Annotated in this window: 18 protein-coding genes; 5 read left to right on the forward strand and 13 right to left on the reverse strand. The window is 70.3% G+C overall.

Features of this window, described 5'->3' with window-relative positions; translation table 11 throughout:
- Positions 1 to 137: 137 nt before the first annotated feature.
- Positions 138 to 1,097, reverse strand: coding sequence for a heme o synthase (locus ACYVC6_RS19395; protein ID WP_460716098.1), 960 nt, complete (start codon positions 1,095 to 1,097; stop codon positions 138 to 140).
- A 94-nt stretch (positions 1,098 to 1,191) separates the two neighbouring features.
- Between ACYVC6_RS19395 and tkt the strand changes: the two genes are divergently transcribed.
- From tkt to pgl, 4 genes are read left to right on the forward strand one after another with little or no spacing between them, the layout of a single operon-like run.
- Positions 1,192 to 3,297, forward strand: coding sequence for a transketolase (gene tkt, locus ACYVC6_RS19400; RefSeq protein ID WP_460716099.1), 2,106 nt, complete (start codon positions 1,192 to 1,194; stop codon positions 3,295 to 3,297).
- Positions 3,294 to 4,406 (forward strand): transaldolase, encoded by a 1,113-nt coding sequence (tal, locus tag ACYVC6_RS19405; RefSeq protein ID WP_460716100.1) that lies wholly within the window; start codon positions 3,294 to 3,296, stop codon positions 4,404 to 4,406. The genes tkt and tal overlap by 4 nt, the downstream gene beginning before the upstream one ends.
- Positions 4,407 to 4,416: 10 nt before the next feature.
- Positions 4,417 to 6,057, forward strand: coding sequence for a glucose-6-phosphate isomerase (gene pgi / locus ACYVC6_RS19410; protein ID WP_460716101.1), 1,641 nt, complete (start codon positions 4,417 to 4,419; stop codon positions 6,055 to 6,057).
- Complete coding sequence (gene pgl, locus ACYVC6_RS19415) at positions 6,057 to 6,809, forward strand: 6-phosphogluconolactonase (RefSeq protein WP_460716102.1); 753 nt, start codon at positions 6,057 to 6,059, stop codon at positions 6,807 to 6,809. Before pgi ends, pgl begins: the two co-directional genes overlap by 1 nt.
- Positions 6,810 to 7,014: 205 nt before the next feature.
- On the opposite strand, the gene ACYVC6_RS19420 is transcribed toward pgl, so the two are convergent.
- From ACYVC6_RS19420 to uvrC, 10 genes are all read right to left on the reverse strand, one after another.
- A complete protein-coding gene (locus tag ACYVC6_RS19420; RefSeq protein ID WP_460716103.1) occupies positions 7,015 to 7,374 on the reverse strand; it encodes an RNA polymerase-binding protein RbpA in 360 nt (119 codons plus the stop codon).
- Between the two features lie 18 nt (positions 7,375 to 7,392).
- Complete coding sequence (gene secG, locus ACYVC6_RS19425) at positions 7,393 to 7,629, reverse strand: preprotein translocase subunit SecG (protein ID WP_460716104.1); 237 nt, start codon at positions 7,627 to 7,629, stop codon at positions 7,393 to 7,395.
- 79 nt (positions 7,630 to 7,708) lie between these two features.
- Positions 7,709 to 8,503: a triose-phosphate isomerase gene (gene tpiA, locus ACYVC6_RS19430; protein ID WP_460716105.1), complete on the reverse strand. Its 795-nt coding sequence runs from the start codon at positions 8,501 to 8,503 to the stop codon at positions 7,709 to 7,711.
- 72 nt (positions 8,504 to 8,575) lie between these two features.
- A complete protein-coding gene (locus ACYVC6_RS19435) occupies positions 8,576 to 9,784 on the reverse strand; it encodes a phosphoglycerate kinase (RefSeq protein ID WP_460716106.1) in 1,209 nt (402 codons plus the stop codon).
- Positions 9,785 to 9,786: 2 nt separating this feature from the next.
- On the reverse strand, positions 9,787 to 10,782 hold the full coding sequence (gap, locus tag ACYVC6_RS19440) for a type I glyceraldehyde-3-phosphate dehydrogenase (RefSeq protein ID WP_460716107.1): 996 nt from the start codon (positions 10,780 to 10,782) through the stop codon (positions 9,787 to 9,789).
- 100 nt (positions 10,783 to 10,882) lie between these two features.
- Positions 10,883 to 11,527: a hypothetical protein gene (locus ACYVC6_RS19445; protein WP_460716108.1), complete on the reverse strand. Its 645-nt coding sequence runs from the start codon at positions 11,525 to 11,527 to the stop codon at positions 10,883 to 10,885.
- Between the two features lie 19 nt (positions 11,528 to 11,546).
- Positions 11,547 to 12,533, reverse strand: a complete 987-nt coding sequence (gene whiA / locus ACYVC6_RS19450; RefSeq protein ID WP_460716110.1) for a DNA-binding protein WhiA — start codon at positions 12,531 to 12,533, stop codon at positions 11,547 to 11,549.
- Positions 12,534 to 12,565: 32 nt separating this feature from the next.
- On the reverse strand, positions 12,566 to 13,543 hold the full coding sequence (locus ACYVC6_RS19455; protein WP_460716111.1) for a gluconeogenesis factor YvcK family protein: 978 nt from the start codon (positions 13,541 to 13,543) through the stop codon (positions 12,566 to 12,568).
- A complete protein-coding gene (gene rapZ / locus ACYVC6_RS19460) occupies positions 13,540 to 14,400 on the reverse strand; it encodes an RNase adapter RapZ (protein ID WP_460716112.1) in 861 nt (286 codons plus the stop codon). Before rapZ ends, ACYVC6_RS19455 begins: the two co-directional genes overlap by 4 nt.
- On the reverse strand, positions 14,397 to 16,385 hold the full coding sequence (gene uvrC / locus ACYVC6_RS19465; RefSeq protein ID WP_460716114.1) for an excinuclease ABC subunit UvrC: 1,989 nt from the start codon (positions 16,383 to 16,385) through the stop codon (positions 14,397 to 14,399). The genes rapZ and uvrC overlap by 4 nt, the downstream gene beginning before the upstream one ends.
- A gap of 143 nt (positions 16,386 to 16,528) precedes the next feature.
- Here uvrC and ACYVC6_RS19470 point away from each other — a divergent pair, with 143 nt between their 5' ends.
- Positions 16,529 to 17,212 (forward strand): hypothetical protein, encoded by a 684-nt coding sequence (locus tag ACYVC6_RS19470; RefSeq protein ID WP_460716115.1) that lies wholly within the window; start codon positions 16,529 to 16,531, stop codon positions 17,210 to 17,212.
- Between the two features lie 51 nt (positions 17,213 to 17,263).
- Here the strand turns inward: ACYVC6_RS19470 and ACYVC6_RS19475 are convergent, their stop codons facing one another.
- On the reverse strand, positions 17,264 to 17,752 hold the full coding sequence (locus ACYVC6_RS19475) for a Rieske (2Fe-2S) protein (RefSeq protein ID WP_460716117.1): 489 nt from the start codon (positions 17,750 to 17,752) through the stop codon (positions 17,264 to 17,266).
- 69 nt (positions 17,753 to 17,821) lie between these two features.
- Positions 17,822 to 20,794 (reverse strand): excinuclease ABC subunit UvrA, encoded by a 2,973-nt coding sequence (uvrA, locus tag ACYVC6_RS19480; protein WP_460716118.1) that lies wholly within the window; start codon positions 20,792 to 20,794, stop codon positions 17,822 to 17,824.
- Positions 20,795 to 20,821: the final 27 nt, after the last annotated feature.

Here is a 20,821-nt window from a genome sequence, read left to right on the forward strand (position 1 = left end):
TCAACTCAGGTCGTCAGGCTAGCGAGCATGGCCCGTTTGGGCTACTCGTAACTGACCGACAGGATGATCATGTCTGGACGTGCCCGATCCGTTACATGCCGGCGACCTACCCGGCGACGCGGTCCGGGGCGCGCTGACTAACGGGTCAGCAGGGGGTCGAGCGCGACGGCCACGAAGAGCAGGGACAGGTAGAGGTTGGAGGAGTGGAAGAGGCGCATCGGCGCGATGACGCTCAGGTCCTCGGTCCCCCGCGTCCGGCCCCACATCCGGTGTGCCTCGAGCAGGAAGCCGGCACCCAGCACCATGGCGGCGACCGGGTAGACGACCCCGGTGTGCGCGACCGGCCACAGCAGCAGCGATACCGCGACCATCACCCAGCTGTAGACGACGACCTGCCGCCCGACCTCCCGTGCGGGCACCACCACCGGCAGCATCGGCACGTCCACGTTGGCGTAGTCCTCGCGGTAGCGCAGGGCGAGCGCCCAGGTGTGCGGCGGCGTCCAGAAGAACACCACCGCGAACAGCACGACCGGCGTCCAGGCCAGCTCGCCGGTGACCGCGGTCCAGCCGATCAGGGCCGGGAAGCACCCGGCCAGTCCGCCCCAGACGATGTTCTGGGTCGTGCGGCGCTTGAGCAGCATCGTGTAGCCGAAGACGTAGAACGCGTTGGCGAGCAGCGCGAGCGCCGCGGACAACGGGTTGACCCAGAGCAGCAGGACGATGGTCGAGAGGGCTGCCAGGACGAAGCCGAAGACCAGCGCGGAGCGCGGGGACACGAGGTGGCGCGGCAGCGCCCGACGGCGGGTGCGCCGCATCTGCTCGTCGATGTCGCGGTCGTAGACGCAGTTGAAGACCGACGCCGACCCGGCGGAGAACGCGCCACCGACCACCGTCGCCACGACCAGGCCCAGCTCCGGGACTCCCCCAGCGGCGAAGAACATCACCGGCACCGTCGTCAGCAGCAGGAGCTCGATCACGCGGGGCTTGGTGAGGCCGACGTAGGCCGCGACGACGTCGCGCCACGTCGCCACGTCGCTCTGGGGTCGGGCGTCCTCCGGGTGCCCGAGGCCCGGCACGGACTGGCCGACGTAGGTCACGTGTTTCCTCGCGAGATCGGGCACTGGGACGGGGAGAGTCTACGGCGGTCGGTGAGTAGGCTCGGCAGGACCCGAAGTCCCTGGAAGGACACCTGTGAGCGCTGCCCCCACCCTCGACTGGACCGAGCTCGACGACAAGGCGGTGGACACCGCCCGGGTGCTCGCCATGGACGCCGTCCAGAAGGTCGGCAACGGCCATCCCGGAACCGCGATGAGCCTGGCACCGGCGGCGTATCTCCTGTTCCAGAAGGTCATGCGTCACGACCCCGCCGACCCCGAGTGGATCGCCCGCGACCGCTTCGTGCTCTCCTGCGGACACTCGAGCATCACCCTCTACACCCAGCTCTTCCTGGGCGGGTTCGGTCTCGAGCTGGAGGACCTCCAGGCGCTCCGCACGTGGGGCTCCAAGACCCCCGGTCACCCGGAGCTGCACCACACACCGGGCGTCGAGGTGACGACCGGGCCCCTGGGTCAGGGTGTCGCGAACGCCGTCGGCATGGCGATGTCCGGCCGTCGCCTCCACGGGCTGCTCGACCCCGACGCCGCGCCCGGCGAGAGCCTCTTCGACCACCACGTCTACGTGATCTGCTCCGACGGCGACCTCGAGGAGGGCGTCAGCGGCGAGGCCAGCTCCATCGCCGGCACCCAGCAGCTGGGCAACATCACGATGATCTACGACCGCAACCGAATCTCGATCGAGGGCGACACCGACGTGGCCTTCACCGAGGACGTCGCGGGCCGCTACGAGGCCTACGGCTGGCACGTCCAGGTGGTCGACTGGACCAACGGCGGCACCGACTACCGAGAAGACGTCCCCGCGCTGTTCGCCGCCGTGGCCGCGGCCCGCGAGGTCACTGACAAGCCGTCGCTGATCGTCCTCGACACGATCATCGCCTGGCCCGCACCGAACGCCCAGGGCACCGAGCAGGCACACGGCAGCGCGCTCGGCGAAGAGGAGGTCGCGGCGACCAAGAAGATCCTCGGCTGGGACCCCGACAAGACGTTCGAGGTCCCGGCGGACGTGATCGAGCACACCCGTCGGCTGCGCGAGCGCGGCGCCGAGTGGGGCGCGGCCTGGGACGAGCAGTACGCCGCCTGGGCACAGGCCTTCCCCGAGTCCGCCACCCTGCTGCACCGGCTCAAGGCCCGCACGCTCCCCGACGGCTTCGCCGACGCGCTGCCGACCTTCGAGCCCAGCGAGAAGGGCGTCGCGACCAGGTCGGCCTCGGGCCAGGTGATCAACGCGATCGCCGAGGTCATGCCGGAGCTCTGGGGCGGCTCGGCCGACCTCGCCGGCTCCAACAACACCACGATCAAGTCGGCGCCGTCCTTCATCCCGGAGAGCCGCTCGACCAAGGAGTGGCAGGGCGACCCCTACCAGGGCCGGGTGCTCCACTTCGGGATCCGCGAGCACGGCATGGGCGCGATCATGAACGGCATCGCGGCCGACGGCCTGACCCGGGTCTTCGGCGGCACCTTCCTCACGTTCTCCGACTACATGCGCGGTGCGGTGCGGGTGGCCGCGCTCAGCCAGCTGCCGGTGACCTACGTCTGGACCCACGATTCGATCGGCCTCGGCGAGGACGGCCCGACCCACCAGCCGATCGAGCACCTCGCCGCCCTGCGGGCGATGCCGGGGCTCGACGTCGTCCGCCCGGCCGACGCCAACGAGGTCTCGGCCTGCTGGCAGACCGTCCTGTCCCACAGCGACCGCCCGGCGGCCCTCGCCCTGACCCGGCAGAACGTGCCGGTCTTCCCCCGTGGTGTCGACGGGTTCGCCGACACCACGGAGGTGCACCGCGGTGGCTACGTGCTCATCGACGCCGAGAGTGGCACCCCTGACGTCGTGCTCATGGCCACGGGGTCGGAGGTGCAGCTGGCAGTCGAGGCGCGCAAGCTGCTGGCCGCCGACGGCATCTCGGCCCGGGTGGTCTCCCTGCCGTGCCTGGAGTGGTTCGACGAGCAGGACGCCGCCTACCGCGACACCGTCCTCCCGCCGATCGTCAAGGCCCGCGTGGCCGTCGAGGCGGGAGTCAAGCAGGGTTGGCGAGAGTACGTCGGGGACCGCGGCCGGATCGTGTCCATCGACCGCTACGGCGCCTCGGCCGACTACGCGCGGATCTACCAGGAGTACGGCATCACCGCTGCGGCAGTCGCCGACGCGGCGCGTGACAGCGTCCGAGAAGGGAGCAGTTCATGAGTGACCGTCTGCAGGAGCTCGCCGACTCAGGGGTGTCCATCTGGCTCGACGACCTCTCCCGGGAGCGCATCGAGACCGGCAACCTGGCCGACCTCGTGAAGGAGAAGCACGTCGTCGGCGTCACCACCAACCCGACGATCTTCGCCTCGGCGATCGCAGATGGTGAGCGTTACGACGACCAGGTCCGCAAGCTGGTGGCGGGCGGCGCCGACGTCACCAAGGTCGTCTTCGAGCTGACCACCGAGGACGTGCGCAACGCGTGCGACGTGCTGGCGCCGGTCGCGGAGACGACAGGGGCCGACGGCCGGGTCTCCATCGAGGTCGAGCCCGACCTGGCCAACGACACCGAGGGCACCGTCGACTCGGCCCGCGCGCTCTGGTCCGCTGTCGGCAAGCCCAACGCGCTGATCAAGATCCCCGCGACGAAGGAAGGACTGCCGGCCATCGCCACGGCCATCTCGGAGGGGATCAGCGTCAACGTGACCCTGATCTTCAGCACCGAGCGCTACCGCGAGGTCATGGACGCCTATCTGACCGGACTTGAGGGGGCTTTCGACGCGGGCCTCGACCTCGCCCGGATCCAGTCGGTCGCGTCGTTCTTCGTGTCCCGGGTGGACACGGAGGTCGACAAGCGCCTCGAGGCCATCGCCGAACGGAGCGGCAGCGACGACGCCCTCGCCCTGCGCGGCCAGGCGGCGATCGCCAACGCCCGGCTGGCGTACGCCGCGTTCGAGGAGGTCCTGGACTCCGACCGCTGGCGCAGGCTGCTCGAGAAGGGTGCCAACCCGCAGCGGCCGTTGTGGGCCTCCACCGGCGTCAAGAACCCCGACTACCCCGACACCCTCTACGTCACCGACCTGGTGGTCGCCGACACCGTCAACACGATGCCGGAGAAGACCCTGGAGGCCTTCGCCGACCACGGTGAGGTCCAGGGCGACCAGGTCTCCGGACGGGCCGCGGAAGCCCAAGAGGTCTTCGACGAGCTCGCCGCCGTCGGGATCGACTTCGACGACGTGCTGGTGGTGCTAGAGACCGAGGGCGTCGACAAGTTCAAGAAGTCGTGGGACGAGCTGGTCGAGACCGTCCAGAGCCAGATGGACCAGGCGTAGTGGGGCGGGTGTGACCGCTGCTGCCCGGGGCCGGCTCGCCGACCTCGCGGCGGACTTCTCGCCGGACCTGCGCGCCTGGTTCGCGGAGGACGCGCAGCGCGCCTCTTCGCTGACGTTCGAGGCCGCGGACCTCATCGTCGACCTGTCCAAGGGACTGGTCGACGGCGAGGTCCTCGTCGCGCTGCTCGACCTGGCCGAGGAGACCGGCGTCGCCACCCGACGCGACGCGATGTTCCGCGGCGAGCACATCAACGTCACCGAGGACCGGGCGGTGCTGCACACGGCACTCCGGCTGCCCGCCGATGCGACGCTGGAGGTCGACGGCCAGGACGTCGTCGCCGATGTCCACGAGGTCCTCGAGCGCGTGTACGCCTTCGCCGAGCAGGTCCGTTCCGGAGCCTGGACCGGGGTGACCGGCGAGCGGATCCGCACCGTGGTCAACATCGGCATCGGCGGCTCGGACCTCGGTCCCGTCATGGCCTACGAGGCGCTGGAGCCGTACCGGCAGGACGGCCTCGAGTGCCGGTTCATCAGCAACATCGACCCGACCGACGCGGGCACCACCCTCAAGGGCCTGGACCCGGCGACGACACTGTTCATCGTCTCCAGCAAGACCTTCGGGACGCTCGAGACGCTGACCAACGCGCGGCTGTGCAAGTCGTGGCTGCTCGACGGCCTCAGCGAGCACGACGAGAAGGAGGCCGTCGCCCGGCACTTCGTCGCCGTCTCCACCGCGCTGGACAAGGTCGAGGACTTCGGCATCGACCCGGCCAACGCGTTCGGGTTCTGGGACTGGGTGGGCGGCCGCTACTCGGTCAGCTCGGCGATCGGCACGTCGCTGGTCGTGGCGATCGGCCCGGTGCGGTTCGCCGAGTTCCTGGCCGGCCTCCACGCCATGGACGAGCACTTCCGGACCACGGACCCGGCCCGCAACGTGCCGCTCCTGATGGGGCTGATCAACGTCTGGTACGCCGACTTCCTGGGGGCCCAGACCCACGCGGTGCTGCCCTACTCGCAGCTGCTTCACCGCTTCCCGGCCTATCTCCAGCAGCTGACCATGGAGTCCAACGGCAAGAGCGTCCGCTGGGACGGCACGCAGGTCACCAGCGACACCGGCGAGGTGTTCTGGGGCGAGCCCGGCACCAACGGGCAGCACGCGTTCTACCAGCTGATCCACCAGGGCACCCGCCTGGTGCCCGCGGATTTCATCGCCTTCGCGAACCCGGCGTACCCGCTGACCGACGTCCACGACGGACAGACCAACGACGTCCACGAGCTGTTCCTTGCCAACTTCTTCGCCCAGACCCGGGCGCTGGCCTTCGGCAAGACCGCCGAGGAGGTGCGGGCGGAGGGCACCGCGGAGGAGATCGTCCCGGCCCGGGTGTTCACCGGCAACCGGCCCACCGCGTCGATCATGGCGCCGGAGCTGACCCCGGCCGTGCTGGGGCAGCTCATCGCGCTCTACGAGCACATCACCTTCACCCAGGGCGTGGTCTGGGGCATCGACAGCTTCGACCAGTGGGGGGTCGAGCTTGGCAAGCAGCTCGCCCAGCAGCTCGCCCCGGCCGTCGCCGGTGACGAGGCCGTCGCGGCCCAGCAGGACTCCTCGACCCAGGCACTGATCGCCTACTACCGGAGGCATCGCCGCTGATGACCGACATCCACGAACACGAACCGCTTATCGAGGTCCACGAGGACCGCGACCACCTGGCGGTGGCCGTCGCCGGCGAGCTGGTCGCCCGGCTCGTCGACGCGCAGGCAGACGGCGGCGTGCCCCAGATCGCCCTCACCGGCGGCTCGGTCGCCGACGCGGTCCACCGCGAGCTGCTCCGGCTGACCCATGAGAGCGAGATCGGCAGCGAGGTCGACTGGTCCCGGGTGGTCTTCTGGTGGGGCGACGAGCGGTTCGTGGAGCCGGCCTCGCCCGACCGCAACGAACGCCAGGCCCGCGAGGCGTTCCTCGACCAGGTCGACGTCGACCCGGCCCTCGTCCACCCGATGCCGTCGACGGAGTCCGCGGAGTCGGCCGAGGCCGGTGCGGCGGCGTACGCCGAGGAGCTCCGCGCCCACGGCAGCGGCACCTTCGAGATCGTGCTGCTCGGCCTGGGGCCCGACGCCCACGTCGCCTCGCTGTTCCCCGGCTATCCGCAGCTCGATGCCGACGAGATCGCGGTGGCGGTCCACGACTCCCCCAAGCCGCCGCCGGACCGGATCAGCCTGACGTTGCCCTGCCTCAACCGGGCCCGTTCGGTGTGGTTCGTGGTCAGCGGTGAGGACAAGGCCGATGCGGTCGCCCTGGCCCTGGCCGACGGCACCGACGTGCACGACGCGCCGGCGGCCGGGGTGTCAGGGCAAATCGAGACGATCTGGTTCCTCGACCGGGCCGCTGCGAGCGAGCTGTAGCGAGCGCAGCGAGCGAGGCGAGCGGCGGTCGTCGAGGAGCCCGCGCAGCGGGCGTCACGAGACGTGGTGACGGACGCTGGGACTCAAGCCCTCGGTCGTGTTGGGAGCGACAGCTCACCTGGTCTCGTGACGGCGCTAGCGCGCCTCCTCGACCAGCGCCGCCCTCGCGCGTCTCGCTCGCTGCGCTCGCTCGCCGCGCGTGGGGCTAGAAGATGATCTCGCCGGCCTTGCGGCGGGTGCGCAGCAGCTGGATCGCCTCGTCGAGGATGTCCGCCGCCTCCTTGTCGGAGCGGCGCTCCTTCACGTAGGCGAGGTGCGTCTTGTAGGGCTCGATCTTGGGCGCCGGCGGCGGGTTGTCCGAGTCGACGCTGGCGGGCAGACCGCACTTGGGGCAGTCCCAGGTCTCGGGGACGGCGGCCTCGACCGCGAAGGTGACCACGGACCGGTGTCCGTGCGAGCAGAAGTAGGTGACCGCCTGCCGGGGCGCGGACTCGCCGCGCTCCGCCTCCCCCATCGGCCCAGCGCCGACCCGGCTTCCCCGGATCGCGTTTCCACCACCAGCCATGGTGTCTTCCTCAGGCTTTCAGCTCTGGTAGGCCAGCAAGAGGCCCAAAGCGATGACACAGGCGAACCAGATGGCACCGATGCCAACGGTCAGCCGGTCGAGGTTGCGCTCGGCGACGGATGAGCCGCCCAATGAGCTGGAGACGCCGCCCCCGAACATGTCGGAGAGGCCACCCCCGCGCCCCTTGTGGAGGAGCACGAGAAGAATCATCAGCGCGCTAGAGATCATCAGCACGACGGTGAAGAACAGGTCCACGTTGGGGAATCCTACGTCAGGTTCGGTCAATCACCCGAAGGGGTGATCGAGTGGCGGGAGCGGGCCGGGTAGCCGCAGGTCAGAGGGCCGGCATGTCGTAGAAGCGGCAGATGCCGCCGAACTCGTCGGCCTGGAGGCTGGCGCCACCGACGAGGCACCCGTCGACGTCCGCCTCGGCCATGATCCCGGCGACGTTGGATGCCTTCACCGAGCCGCCGTAGAGGATGCGTACGCCGCCCGCCGCGGCATCGCCGTAGGCCTCCCGGATCTGGCCACGGATCGCCTGGCAGACCTCCTGGGCGTCCTGCGGAGTGGCCACCTCGCCGGTGCCGATGGCCCAGACGGGCTCGTAGGCGACCACCAGGCCGGCGACCTGCTCGGCGGTGAACCCGGCCAGCGAGCCCTCGACCTGCGACATCGTGTAGGGCACGTGCTCGCCGGCCTGCCGGACCTCCAGGCCCTCACCCACGCACACGATGGGGGTCATGTCGGCGCCCAGCGCCTTGTGCGCCTTGGCGTTGACCACCTCGTCGGTCTCCGCGTGGTGCTCGCGCCGCTCGGAGTGACCGACGACGACGTAGGAGCAGCCCAGCTTGGCGAGCATCGAGGCGGAGATCTCACCGGTGAACGCGCCGGAGTCCTGCGTCGAGACGTCCTGGGCGCCGTACTTGATGGAGAGCCGGTCGCCGTCGACGAGCGTCTGCACCGAGCGGATGTCGGTGAACGGCGGCACGACCACCACCTCGACACGCCCGTAGTCGTGCTTCTTGTCGTCCAGCGTCCAGGCGAGCTTCTGGACCAGCACCACCGCTTCCTGGTGGTTGAGGTTCATCTTCCAGTTGCCCGCCATCAGCGGAGTACGAGTGGTTGCCATCTGGTTCTCTCGTGTCGGGGGGCTGGGACAGGGTGCCAGCCCGGGGGTCCACGGGGGCGGAGCCCCCGTGCATCAGTCTTCGAGTACAGCGATACCGGGGAGGGTCTTGCCCTCGAGGAACTCCAGGCTTGCGCCACCACCGGTGGAGATGTGGCCGAACGCGTCGTCGGCGAAGCCCAGCTTGCGGACCGCCGCGGCCGAGTCACCGCCACCGACGACGGACAGCCCGCCCTTGGCGGTCACCTCGGTCAACGCCTCGGCCACCGCCCGGGTTCCGTCGGCGAACGCCGCAGTCTCGAAGACCCCCATCGGGCCGTTCCAGAACACGGTGGCGGCCTCGGCGACGATCTCGGCGAAGTCACGGCCGGAGTCCGGGCCGATGTCGAGCCCGAGCGCGTCGGCCGGGATCTCGTCGGCGGGGACGACCTGCGGCTGCGCCTCGCGGTCGGCGGAGGGGAATGCTGTGTCGACCACGATGTCGGTCGGCAGGACGATCCGCACGCCCGACTCCTCGGCGCGGGCCAGGTAGGCCTTGCAGGTCTCGACCTGGTCGTCCTCGAGGAGGCTCTTGCCCACCTCGTGGCCCTCGGCGGCAAGGAACGTGAAGACCATTCCCCCACCGATGAGCAGGGAGTCCGCCTTGTCCAGGAGGTTGTCGATCACCCCGAGCTTGTCCGAAACCTTCGAGCCGCCCAGGACCACCGCGTAGGGCCGCCGAGGGTCCTCCGTCAGCCGGCGCATCACCTCCAGCTCCGCCGCGACCAGGCCGCCCATGGCGTGCGGGAGCCGCTGCGCCACGTCGTAGACCGAGGCCTGCTTGCGGTGCACCACCCCGAAGCCGTCGCTGACGAACGCGTCGGCCAGGGCCGCGAGCTCGTCGGCGAACGCGCCTCGCTCGGCATCGTCCTTGCTCGTCTCGCCCTGGTTGAACCGGACGTTCTCCAGCACCGCGACGTCCCCGTCGCCCAGCCCGCCGACTACCGCCCGGGCGGACTCGCCGACCGTGTCGGTCGCGAACGCCACCGGCCTGCCGAGCAGCTCACCCAGCCGTCCGGCGACCGGACGGAGGCTGTAGCGCTCCTCGGGGGCGCCCTTGGGCCGGCCGAGGTGTGCGGTGACGACGACGCGCGCACCGGCCTCGGCCAGCGCCTGGATCGTCGGCAGGCTCGCCCGGATCCGGCCCTCGTCGGTGATCCGCGCACCGTCCAGGGGCACGTTGAGGTCGGAGCGGACCAGGACGCGCTTTCCCGCGACCTCGCCGAGCCCGGCGTACTCCCCCATGGTCAGAGCGTCTTGCCGACGTACTCGATCAGGTCGACCAGCCGGTTGGAGTAGCCCCACTCGTTGTCGTACCAGCCGACGACCTTGACCTGGTTGCCGATGACCTTGGTGAGCGGCGCATCGAAGATGCAGGACGCCGGGTCGGTGGTGATGTCGCTGGAGACGATCGGGTCCTCGCTGTAGCGCAGGATGCGTCCGTCGGCGGCCGCCTTGACCACCGCGTTGACCTCCTCGACGGTGGTCTCCCGGCCGGCCTCGAAGGTGAGGTCGGTGGCCGAGCCGGTCGGCACCGGCACGCGCAGCGCGTAGCCGTCGAGCTTGCCCTTGAGCTCGGGGAGGACCAGGCCGATGGCCTTGGCGGCACCCGTCGAGGTCGGGACGATGTTGGTCGCCGCGGAGCGGGCCCGACGCAGGTCCTTGTGGGGACCGTCGAGCAGGTTCTGGTCACCGGTGTAGGCGTGCACCGTGGTCATCAAGCCCTTGACGATCCCGAACTCGTCGTTGAGGACCTTGGCCATCGGGGCCAGGCAGTTGGTCGTGCACGAGGCGTTGGAGATGATCGTGTGCGCGGCCGGGTCGTAGTCGCCCTCGTTGACGCCCATCACGACGGTGACGTCCTCGTTCTTCGCGGGGGCGGAGATGATGACCTTCTTGGCGCCGCCGTCGACGTGCGCACGGGCCTGCACCGCGTCGGTGAAGAAGCCGGTGGACTCGATGACGACGTCGGCGCCGACGCCGGCCCAGTCCAGCTTGGCCGGGTCGCGCTCCTCGAAGACCTTGAAGGTGTGGCCGGCGGCGCTGATCTCGGTGTCGGTGTGGGTCACGTCGCCGTCGAGCCGGCCCAGGATCGAGTCGTACTTCAGCAACGTCGCCAGCGTCTTGTTGTCGGTGAGGTCGTTGGCGGCCACGATCTCGATGTCGGCACCCGAGGCCACCGCGGCCCGGAAGAAGTTGCGGCCGATGCGGCCGAAGCCGTTGATGCCTACGCGCACAGTCACGATCAGTTGCTCCTGGAGGTGGATGGAACGTTCAAACCGACCCTATAGGCCAGCCGCCTCCAGGGCGTCCGCGGTCCGGCGTACGTGCGAGTAACCGCGTTCAGTCCACCGCGGGGACCGCGGTGCCGAGGATCCCGCAGTCGTCCTTCGTGTTGTAGGGGTTGTCGATAACGATGATGTGCGCCGAGACCGACACGACCGGTGTGTCGTTGTCGACCCCCCGCAGCTGCACCGTGCCACTCAGCTCCAGGAACGAGGTCGCGTCCGTGGACTCGGCGCTCAGCACGTCTGTGTCGGTGCCGACCACGTACCTGTCGACCTTGCTGGTGACCGGACCGTCGTTGATCGACTGGAACTGGCTGACGGCGGCGATCGAGCTCGGGCCGCTGACCGTCAGGTAGGCGGTCGCCGCCGCCGGGCTGCTCACACAGCGGAGGGCGAACGAATAGCCCAGGACGCTGCCGAGCGCCGCGGTACCAGTGCCGTGCAAGGCCCCGCTGAGTCTCTTCGCCGAAATCCCGGCGGGTCCGGCTGGTCCCGGTGGGAGCTGACCTTCCCTGAAGTCCTTGGCTCTCAGGGAACCGTCCTTGATCTCGGCACTGCGGACAGCGTTGGACCGGATCTGGTCGGGACCCACGCTGTTGCGTGGCAACGACGCCGCGTACGCCGTCCCCGACATGGCTACGACGAGCGCGAGAAGGCCCAGTGGCTGCTGGGAGATGACCCGGCGGAAGCGTGGGAACACGCGCCGAGACTAGGCTCGGTCAGCCTTCGTCGGCCAGCATCTCCGGGGTCAGCGACGCCTCCGTGTCCGGGATGCCGAGCTCCTCGGCGCGACGGTCGGCCATCGCGAGGAGGCGCCGGATCCGGCCGGCGATCGCATCCTTGGTGAGCACGGGGTCGTGCAGCTGTCCGAGCTCCTCGAGCGAGGCCTGCTTGTGCTCCAGGCGGAGGTCGCCGGCCTGGCGCAGGTGGTCGGGGATCTCGTCGCCGAGGATCTCCAGGGCCCGCTCGACGCGCGCGCCGGCCGCCACGGCGGCCCGGGCCGACCGGCGCAGGTTGGCGTCGTCGAAGTTCGCGAGCCGGTTGGCCGTGGCGCGGACCTCGCGACGCATCCGGCGTTCCTCCCAGGCCATCAGCGACTCGTGGGCGCCCAACCGGGTGAGGAGCTGGCCGATCAGGTCGCCGTCGCGGAGCACGACCCGGTCGACGCCCCGCACCTCGCGCGCCTTGGCTTGGATGCCCAGTCGACGGGCCACCCCGACCAGCGCCAGGGCGGCCTCGGGGCCGGGGCAGGTGACCTCCAGCGAGGACGACCGCCCGGGCTCGGTCAGCGACCCGTGGGCCAGGAACGCACCCCGCCATGCGGCCACCGCGTCGCAGCCCCCACCGGAGACGACGGCCGGCGGCAGGCCACGGACGGGACGGCCCCGTTGGTCGAGCAGACCGGTCTGGCGGGCCAGCGCCTCGCCGTCCTTGACCACCCGGACGAGGTAGCGGCTCCCCTTGCGGATCCCGCTTCCCTGCACCATGACGACGTCGGACTGGTGGCCGTAGACCTCGGCGACGTCGGTGCGCAGCCGCCGGGCGGCGGCGCCGGTGTCGAGCTCGGCCTCGACGACGATCTTGCCGTTGACGATGTGCAGCCCGCCGGCGAAGCGCAGCATGGTCGCCACCTCGGCCTTGCGGCAGCAGGTCTTGGTCGTCTGGGTGCTGGCCAGCTCGGACTTCACCTGCGCCGTCATCGCCATGGGCCGATCCTCGCACGCACGTCAACAACCCTTTACGGGCTGAGGATCGAGGCGAATGCGGCGGCCAGCTTGGCCGGGTCGTGGCGGGCGCTGCCCGGGCTCTCGGCCACGTCGTGGACCGCGAGCGAGGCGCCGTAGGCCGACACGACGTCGGCCAGCTCCGCGAGCTCCTGGGCCGGGCCGCCGGCGTCCACGAGCACCGTGTGCACCTTGAGGTCGGGGGCGTGCTCGGCCAGGACCGCCAGGTGGTCGGCCGGCGCGAAGCCGGTGGTCTCCCCCGCCTCGTCGACCAGGTTGAGCACCACGATCACCCGGGCGTCGGTGCTGACTATCGCCCGGCGCAGGGCCGGGACGAGAAGGTGCGGGATGACGGAGGTGAACCACGATCCCGGGCCGAGCACCACCCAGTCGGCGGCGGCGATCGCCTCCAGGGCGGCGGGGGCGGCCGGGGGGTCCGCGGGCACCAGGGCGATGGAGTCGATGACGCCCTCGGTGGTCGCGACCTCGACCTGGCCGCGGACCGGGGTGAGCCGGTCAGGGTCTCCGGGCACAAGCCCCCGGACCTCGGCGGTGATGTCCATGGGGGTCAGGGCCATCGGCAGCACGCGGCCGGTCGCACCGAGCAGCCGGCCGACGTAGTCCAGGGCGTCGACGTGGTCGCCGAGCAGCTCCCAGAGCCCGACGATGAGCAGGTTGCCGACGACGTGGCCGTTCATGTCGCCCTCACCGGCGAACCGGTGCTGAAGCACCTTGGACCAGGTGACCCCCCAGTCATCGGTGCCGCAGAGTGCCGCCAGGGCCATCCGCAGGTCACCAGGGGGCAGGACGCCGAACTCGCCGCGCAGCCGCCCGGACGAACCGCCGTTGTCGGCGACCGTGACGACCGCGGTGAGGTCGTCGACCACGAGCTCGTCGACGAGCAGGCGCAGCGCGGAGAGGGAGGCGTGCAGCCCGTGGCCACCGCCGAAGGCGACGACGGACTGGGCGACCTCACGGGGAGTTGGGCTCATTCGCGGCCCAGGTCCCGGTGCACGGCACGGGCCTCGACCCCGCGCTCGGTGAGCCGGCGCACCAGCTCCTCGGCCATCGCGACGCTGCGGTGCTTGCCACCGGTGCAGCCGATCGCCACCTGCGCGAACCGCTTGCCCTCGCGCAGGTAACCGTCGGCCACGCCCGCGATCAGGTCGGTGTAGGTCGCCAGGAACTCCTCGGCGCCCTCCTGGCCAAGCACGTAGTCGGCCACGGCCGCGGACCGGCCGGTCTGCGGCCGCAGCTCGGGGATCCAGTGGGGGTTGGGCAGGAACCGCATGTCCGCGACGTAGTCGGCGTCCACGGGGATGCCGTACTTGAAGCCGAAGCTCACCACGCTCACCCGCAGCCGGACCGTCTCCGGAGTGCCGAACTCCTCGGCGATCCGGTCGGTGAGCTGGTGGACGTTGAGGGCCGAGGTGTCGATCACCAGGTCGGCATCCGCCCGCAGGGAGGCGAGGACGACGCGCTCCATCTGGAGACCGTCGAGCAGGCGCCCGTCGCCCTGGAGCGGGTGTGGCCGCCGGGCCGCCTCCTGCCGCCGGACCAGCACCTCGTCGGTGGCCTCGAGGAAGACCAGGGTCGCGTGCCGGCCCGTGGCCCCGTGGGCCAGGTTGGCCTCGAGGGAGGCGAAGAACGAGCCCGAGCGGACGTCGACGACCACGGCGATCGGCTGCTCCGGGCCGCGGCTCTCGTCGACCAGCGCGACCACGTCCTTGAGCAGGCTCGGCGGCAGGTTGTCGACGACGTAGAACCCGAGGTCCTCGAGCTCCTTGGCCGCCGTGCTGCGCCCGGCACCGGTCATGCCGGTGACCACCACGAGCTCGCCCGGTCTCATTCGTCGATCTCCCCTGTCGCGGTGTTGACGGACACGCCGCGGCCTGCGGGGCCGGCGTTGCCGCTGGTTGCGAGGACAGCCTCCTTGATGGCACCTGCGGTGCGCATCCCGATGCCCGGGACCTGGGCGATGTCGTCGGCGCTGGCCTCGCGCAGCTTCTTCAACGACCCGAAGTGCTTGAGCAGGGTCTTGCGGCGGACCTCTCCGAGGCCGGGCACGTCGTCGAGCATGCTCTCGACCATCGACTTGGACCGGCGGCCGCGGTGGTGGGTGATCGCGAAGCGGTGGGCCTCGTCCCGCACCCGCTGGAGCAGGTAGAGACCCTCCGACGAACGACGAAGGATGACGGGGTCCTCCTGGCCGGGCAACCAGACCTCCTCGAGGCGCTTGGCCAGGCCGCAGACCGGGATGTCGTCGATGCCGAGCTCGTCGAGTGCGCGCTGGGCGGCCGCCACCTGGGGCGCGCCTCCGTCGACGACGACCAGCCCGGGCGCGTAGGCGAACTTGCGCGGGCGGCCGGTCTCCGGATCGACCAGCATCGGGCCGGTGGTCTCGTCCCCCGGCCGCAGCTCGCTGCGGGCCTGCTCGTCGAGCAGCCGCCGGAACCGCCGGGTGATCACCTCGTGCATCGCGGCGACGTCGTTCTGGCCGACTGGTTCGGTGCCTGAGCCCTTGATCACGAACCGGCGGTATTCGCTCTTGCGCGCCAACCCGTCCTCGAACACGACCATCGACGCGACGACCTCGGTGCCCTGCAGGTTGGACACGTCGTAGCACTCGATCCGCAGCGGCACCTCGTCCAGCCCGAGCGACTGCTGGAGCTCCTCCAGGGCCAGGTTGCGGGTGGTGAGGTCGCTGGCGCGCTTGGTCTTGTGGAGCGCGAGGGACTGGCCGGCGTTGCGGGCGACGGTCTCCTGCAACGCCTTCTTGTCGCCGCGCTGCGGCACCCGGATGCGCACCCGGCTCCCCCGCAGGTCGCCGAGCAGCTGCTCGAACGTCGCCACGTCCGGCGGCAGCGCCGGCACCAGGATCTCCCGTGGGATCGAGTCGGGGTCCGCCCCTGCATAGAGCTGGAGCAGGAAGTCCTCGACGAGCTCGGCAGTCCCGCCCTCCTCGACGCGGTCGGCGACCCAGCCCCGCTGGCCGCGCACCCGTCCGCCGCGCACGTAGAAGATCTGCACCGCCACCTCGAGCGGGTCCTCGGCCAGCGCCACGACGTCGGCGTCGGCACCGTCACCGAGGACGACCGCCTGCTTCTCCAGCGCCCGGTTGATGGCGCCCAGGTCGTCGCGGAGCCGGGCGGCCCGCTCGTAGTCCTCGGCGTCCGAGGCGGCGTACATCTCCTTCTCGATGCGCCGGATGAACGGCCGGGTCTGCCCCGCCATGAAGTCGCAGAAGTCGTCGACGATCTCCCGGTGCTCCTCGGCGGTGACGTTGCCGACGCACGGGGCCACGCACTTGCCGATGTAGCCGAGCAGACAGGGTCGGCCGATCTGGCTGGAGCGCTTGAACACCCCGTTGCTGCACGAGCGCATCGGGAAGACCCGCAACAGGATGTCGACGGTCTCCCGGATCGCCCAGGCGTGACTGTAGGGGCCGAAGTAGCGGGTGCCCTTGCGCTTCGCGCCCCGCCCGACCATCACGCGCGGGAACTCGTCGCCCACGGTCACCGCCAACCACGGGTAGGACTTGTCGTCGCGGTACTTGACGTTGAACCGCGGGTCGAACTCCTTGATCCAGGAGTACTCGAGCTGGAGAGCCTCGACCTCGGTGTTGACCACCGTCCACTCCACGCTGGCACCGGTGGTGACCATCGCGGCGGTGCGCTGGTGGAGGTTGCCGAGGTCCTGGAAGTAGGACGACAGCCGGGCGCGCAGGTTCTTGGCCTTGCCGACGTAGATCACCCGGCCCAGGGCGTCCCGGAACCGGTAGACGCCCGGCTGGGTCGGGATCGACCCCGGCTCCGGGCGGTAGTCGGCAGGCACGCAACAACCCTACGGCGGCCCGCCGACGGCGCGAGGCGGCGCGGCCTAAGAACTCTCTCACCCCGAGTTTGGCCGGATTTGAGGTCCGGACAACATTCGCGTCCCTAGCGTGAGCCGTCCTATCACCCCGCTGAGGAGCCAAGATGACCAGCACGCCCCCCACCACTCGCCGTCGCGCCACTGCCTACTTCGCCGCCGGGCTGGCCGGCATCGCAGTCCCGCTGTCCCTGGGCTCGTTGTCCTCCGACGCGGTTGCCGGTATGCGCGACTCCGACCACGACGGGATGCCGAACCGCTGGGAGGCCCGCCACGGGCTCAACCCACACCAGGCCAACGCCAAGAAGGACGCTGACCACGACGGGCTGAAGAACCTGGGTGAGTTCAAGAAGGGCACCGACCCTCAGGACGAGGACACGGACGGTGACGGTCACGACGACGGCGACGAGGTGCACGACCACAGCACGTCCACGCACGTCGACGACCCGGATACCGACGACGACGGCACCAGCGACGGCGACGAAGACGCAGACCACGACGGCATCGACAACGAGGATGCAGACGACAGCGACGAGACCTGCGTGGCCGACGACGACGACAGCGACGACGATGGCGTCGCCGACGAGGACGAGGCAGAGCACGGAACGAGCCCGGACGACCCCGACTCCGACGATGACGGCACTTCCGACGGGGACGAGGACTCCGACGATGACGGCGTGGACGACGAGGACGCCGACGACAGCGTGGACGACGACTGCGACGACGCGGACGAGGACGCCGACGACGAGGGCGGCGCGAACAGCCGGCTGGTGACGTACGTCGTGCGCTGATCGCGCGTGGGGTCGGGACTCGCTGAGAGGCCCGACCCCGCGACAGCCCGACTACGCCAGGACGATGGAGTCGCCGTCGATGGTGATGGCGACCTCCTTGAGCGGAGAGGTCGCCGGGCCGGCGTCCGGTGACCCGTCCTCGATCGAGAACTTGCTGCCGTGGCACGGGCAGTTGATGGTGCCGTCGGACACGGACTCGACCTGACAGCCCTGGTGGGTGCAGGTCGAGCTGAAGGCCTTGAACTCGCCCTCGCTGGGCTGGGTCACAACGACCTGCTCGTCGGCGAAGATCGAGCCGCCGCCCACCTCGATGTCCGACGTCGAGGCGAGCGCGTCGCCGCCGGACCCTCCCGCCGAGCTCTCGGCCGGGCTGGGGGTGGCGCCGCCGGAGCTCGAACCCGAGCCCGGGTCGCTCGTGGTGTCACTGGTGCTGTCGCTGGCGCTGCCGGTGTCGCCGTCGTCGCCGCAGGCGGCGAGCAACGGGAGGCTGAGACCGGCGGTGGCCAGCCCGGTCACGGTGCGGCGGGAGACCCGAGTCATGGTTGAAACCTTAGCCAGTTGTTGCTGCGGGCCGACTGAGGCCCAGATGTGAGTTCGCTGAGAAGGCCCTCACGCGCTCCTGCGAGCCGCCGACTTCTTCGACGGAGCGGCCTTCTTCGCCGGAGCCTTCTTGGCGCCGGCCTGGCGTGTCCGCTTGGGTTGGGCCGCCTCACGTCCGTCGAGAATCGGTCTGAGGAACTGGCCGGTGTAGCTCTCCGGGTTGGCCGCCACGGCCTCGGGGGTGCCCTCGGCGACGACGGTGCCGCCGCGGGAGCCGCCCTCGGGGCCCATATCGACGATCCAGTCGGCAGTCTTGATGACGTCGAGGTTGTGCTCGATCACCAGCACGGTGTTGCCCTGGTCGACCAGGCGGCCGAGGACCAGCAGCAGCTTGCGGATGTCCTCGAAGTGGAGGCCGGTCGTCGGCTCGTCGAGCACGTAGACGGTGCCGCCGGTCGACCGTTTCTGGAGCTCGGACGACAGCTTCACACGCTGCGCCTCGCCGCCGGACAGCGTCGTGGCCGGCTGACCGAGCCGGACGTAGCCCAGCCCCACCTCGACCAGGGTCTTCATGTGGCGGGCGATCGGCGGCACTGCGGCGAAGAAGTCGACCGCCTCCTCGATCGGCATGTCGAGGACCTCGGCGATGGTCTTGCCCTTGTAGTGCACCTCGAGCGTCTCGCGGTTGTAGCGGGCGCCGTGGCAGACCTCGCAGGGGACGTAGACGTCGGGGAGGAAGTTCATCTCGATCTTGATCGTGCCGTCGCCGGCGCACGCCTCGCAGCGTCCACCCTTGACATTGAACGAGAACCGGCCCTGGAGGTAGCCGCGCATCTTGGCCTCGGGGGTCGAGGCGAAGAGCTTGCGGATGTGGTCGAACACGCCGGTGTAGGTCGCCGGGTTGGACCGCGGGGTGCGCCCGATCGGCGACTGGTCGACGTGGATCACCTTGTCGACGTTGTCGACGCCGGTGATCGTCCGGTGTCGCCCCGGCACCGTGCGCGAGCGGTAGATCTGCTTGGCGAGCGAGGTGTAGAGGATGTCGTTGACCAGCGTGGACTTGCCCGAGCCGGAGACTCCGGTGACGGCGACGAACAGCCCGAGGGGGAAGGTGACGTCGACGTCCTGGAGGTTGTGCTCCCGGGCGCCGAGCACGGCCAGCTCGCGGCCCGGGGTGCGCGGGCGGCGGACGGCCGGGACCGGGATCTCACGACGGCCGGAGAGGTATTGGCCGGTGATCGAGTCGGGGTGCTCGTAGAGCCCCTGGACGGTGCCGCTGTGGACCACCTGGCCACCGTGCTCACCAGCCCCCGGCCCGATGTCGACGACCCAGTCGGCGGTCTTGATGGTGTCCTCGTCGTGCTCGACGACGATCAGGGTGTTGCCGAGGTCCTTGAGCCGGACCAGCGTCTCGATGAGCCGCTGGTTGTCCCGCTGGTGGAGCCCGATCGAGGGCTCGTCGAGGACGTAGAGGACGCCCACCAGGCCGGCCCCGATCTGGGTGGCGAGCCGGATCCGCTGGGCCTCGCCACCGGACAGCGACCCGGAAGGACGGTCGAGGGAGAGGTAGTCGAGGCCGACGTCGAGCAGGAAGTTGAGACGCTCCTGGATCTCCTTGAGCACCCGTTCGCCGATCTGACGCTCGCGGGCGCTCAGGTCGACATTGCGGAGGAATTCGGCAGACTCGTTGATGGGCATCGCGCAGACGTCGGCGATGTTGAGACCGGCTGGGCCGTTGACAGGGTCCTTGGGACCCAGCGTCACGGCCATCGAGACCGGCTTGAGCCGGCTCCCCTTGCACACCGGGCACGGCACCTCGCGCATGAAGCCCTCGAAGCGCTCGCGGCTGGTGTCGGACTCCGCCTCGCGGTGCCGGCGCTCGATGTAGGTGCGCACGCCCTCGAACTCGGCGTAGTAGGCGCGCTTGCGCCCGTAGCGGTTGGTGGTGACGACGTGGACCTTGGTGGAGTGGCCGTCGAGGAGCGACTGCTGGGCCTTGGCCGGGAGGTCCTCCCACGGCGTGTTGAGGTCGAAGCCGAGCTCGTCACCCAGGGCGCCCATCAGGCGGAGGAAGTAGTCGGCGACGTGGGCCATGCTCCACGGCTGGATGGCGCCCTCCCCCAGCGTCGCGCCCGGGTCGGGCACCACCAGCTCGGGGTCGACCTCCATGCGGGTGCCGAGGCCGTGGCACTCCGGGCAGGCGCCGAACGGGCTGTTGAACGAGAAGGAGCGCGGCTCGAGCTCGTCGGTGTCGATGGTGTGGTCGTTGGGGCACGACATCTTCTCGCTGAACCGGAGCTCGCGGTGGGGGTCCTTGGGGTCCAGGTCGACGAAGTCGAAGGTGATCAGACCGCCCGCCAGGCCGAGCGCGGTCTCCACCGAGTCGGTGAGCCGGCGCTTGGACGACTCCTTGACCGCCAGTCGGTCGACGACCACCTCGATGGTGTGTTTCTTCTGCTTGTCGAGCTTGGGTGGATCGTCGAGGCCGTGGGTCTCGCCGTCCACGCGGGCGCGGGAGAAGCCCTGGGTCTGGAGCTGCTTGAACAGCTCGACGTACTCCCCCTTGCGGCCGCGGATGACGGGGGCGAGCACCTGGAACCGGGCACCCTCCTCGAGGGTGAGCACCCGGTCGACGATCTGCTGCGGCGTCTGCCGCTCGATCGGCGCGCCGCAGACGGGGCAGTGGGGGCGGCCGGCGCGGGCGTAGAGCAGCCGGAGGTAGTCGTAGACCTCGGTGATCGTGCCGACCGTCGAGCGCGGGTTCTTGGACGTCGACTTCTGGTCGATCGACACCGCCGGGGACAGGCCCTCGATGAAGTCGACATCGGGCTTGTCCATCTGGCCGAGGAACTGGCGGGCGTAGGCCGACAGCGACTCGACGTAGCGCCGCTGGCCCTCGGCGAAGATCGTGTCGAAGGCGAGGGAGGACTTCCCAGAACCGGACAGGCCGGTGAACACGATCAGCGAGTCCCGCGGCAGGTCGAGTGAGATGTCCTTGAGGTTGTGCTCCCGGGCACCCCGGATGATCAGCTGATCCGCCACGTCGCCAACTCTGTCACGGGCCGCCGA

It is taken from the genome of Nocardioides dilutus, from assembly GCF_054779555.1.

Excerpts from the sequence above, each read along its gene's own strand:
- tal (WP_460716100.1), top strand. The coding sequence starts at position 3,294 with ATGAGTGACCGTCTGCAGGAGCTCGCCGACTCAGGGGTGTCCATCTGG.
- ACYVC6_RS19455 (WP_460716111.1), bottom strand. The coding sequence starts at position 13,543 with ATGAGCCCAACTCCCCGTGAGGTCGCCCAGTCCGTCGTCGCCTTCGGC.
- pgl (WP_460716102.1), top strand. The coding sequence starts at position 6,057 with ATGACCGACATCCACGAACACGAACCGCTTATCGAGGTCCACGAGGAC.
- ACYVC6_RS19470 (WP_460716115.1), top strand. The coding sequence starts at position 16,529 with ATGACCAGCACGCCCCCCACCACTCGCCGTCGCGCCACTGCCTACTTC.
- whiA (WP_460716110.1), bottom strand. The coding sequence starts at position 12,533 with ATGGCGATGACGGCGCAGGTGAAGTCCGAGCTGGCCAGCACCCAGACG.
- ACYVC6_RS19420 (WP_460716103.1), bottom strand. The coding sequence starts at position 7,374 with ATGGCTGGTGGTGGAAACGCGATCCGGGGAAGCCGGGTCGGCGCTGGG.
- rapZ (WP_460716112.1), bottom strand. The coding sequence starts at position 14,400 with ATGAGACCGGGCGAGCTCGTGGTGGTCACCGGCATGACCGGTGCCGGG.
- ACYVC6_RS19435 (WP_460716106.1), bottom strand. The coding sequence starts at position 9,784 with ATGGGGGAGTACGCCGGGCTCGGCGAGGTCGCGGGAAAGCGCGTCCTG.
- tpiA (WP_460716105.1), bottom strand. The coding sequence starts at position 8,503 with ATGGCAACCACTCGTACTCCGCTGATGGCGGGCAACTGGAAGATGAAC.
- ACYVC6_RS19475 (WP_460716117.1), bottom strand. The coding sequence starts at position 17,752 with ATGACTCGGGTCTCCCGCCGCACCGTGACCGGGCTGGCCACCGCCGGT.